The sequence below is a fragment of the Mycobacterium sp. NGS48 genome (genome assembly GCF_059812585.1).
Genome location: NZ_JCALCY010000041.1, coordinates 1 through 1502 on the forward strand (window position 1 = coordinate 1; position 1502 = coordinate 1502).

The 1502-nt window shown below is 63.6% G+C and carries 1 protein-coding gene and 1 pseudogene; both read right to left on the reverse strand.

Annotated elements, in window-relative coordinates; genetic code table 11:
* The coding region (locus AC5Y42_RS23555; RefSeq protein WP_499900975.1) for a serine/threonine-protein kinase at positions 1–968 on the reverse strand (968 nt) is incomplete at its 3' end.
* A gap of 104 nt (positions 969–1072) precedes the next feature.
* Positions 1073–1502 (reverse strand): annotated as a pseudogene (locus AC5Y42_RS23560) (hypothetical protein); the annotation flags it as partial.

Below are 1502 nucleotides of genomic sequence, written 5' to 3' on the forward strand. Positions count from 1 at the left end.
TTAGCCGACTTTCCCTGCTGCTGGAGGGGCGGGGGCGCGGCCAGGGTGGAGCTAGCAGTCAGCGGCTGTGCTGTGTCGGCTGCAGGTGCGGGGCGGGTCGATTGGGCAAGCAAGGTGGGAGCGCCGCGCGGATGCGATTCGGTGCTGGTCAGGGCTTGCTGGGCGGCGACGGCCAACTCACGGGCACTCTGGTAACGCTGGTCAGGGTTTTTAGCCATGCCGGCTGCGATCACGTCGTCAAAGCCAGCGGGAACAGCAGGATTGAGGCTGCTGGGCTTCGGCGGGTTCAACGTCAGGTGTCCGCCGATCTGTTGCTCCATACTGTCGCCGGGAAAGGGCTTGACGCCGGTCAAGCACTCATGGAGCACACACGTCAGTGCGTAGACGTCGGCGCGGGCATCAGCAGTACCGGTGGTGAAGCGCTCGGGAGCCATATAGGCCCAAGTGCCGACGATCATGCCGGTACTCGTCAGTTTGGTCTCCGAGGCGTCGTGGGCGATCCCGAAGTCGATCAGGTACACAAAGTCGTCGCCGGTCACCAGCGCATTCGACGGTTTGATATCCCGGTGCACCAGCCCCACGCCGTGCGCTGCCTGCAGCGCAGCAGCCAGCTGCGCGATAACATGCACGGCCCGTTCCGGGCTCATCGGACCGTCGCGTGCCAGCAAACCATGCACGTCGATCCCGTCGATAATCGGCATGACCAAATACAGCTGGCCGTCGACTTCCCCGGTGTCATAAATCGGGATGATGTGCGGCTCGGTCAGCCGAGCTGCGGTGTGGGCTTCGCGGCGAAACCGCTCCCGATAACCCGGCTCAGCGCTTAGCTCGGTGGGCAGCACTTTGATCGCCACATCGCGGCCGATCACATCGTCATGAGCCTTGTACACGTTGCCCATGCCGCCCTCGCCGATCAGCGCGATCAGCCGGTACCGCCCGAACACCACCTCGTTCACTGCGGCCTCCATCACCGCACCCCCCGTTGGCACATGCTAGCGAACCAACCCCGTACTCACAGTCGATTCGACAACCGGCCCGGCCACATCGCGGCATCCCATGCACATGTCATCCGTCAGCCGCCGCACCAACTGAAATTGGAGCCGCAGAAGAGTCCCTCGTTCTTGTCGCCGACGAACCAGTGAATGGTGTCCTGCTCGCCCAGCGTGGCGGCCACCGTTGCACCGACCGGGAACCGTGGATCTGAGCTGGCGGTGACAGTCCCACTAGCAGTGTCACCCGAGACCGATGTCAGCGTGAAGTCCATTGTGTTGTAAGGCATGTCCGCCATCGTTGTACAGGTTGGACAGTCCATCATGTAGTGGAAATGGCCGTTGCCTGCGGTGTCGATGACGACACTCTCCCGCGCTCCACGCCACTCACGCGCGAACGGGGCCAACCCCGGTATGCCGGCGCTGGGAGCGGTGGTCGAAGGTGGCGCCTCCAATGACGGCGGTGCGGGTTGCGCGTTTGCCTCTGAAGCTGGCGAATACGCCGAAGGTTCG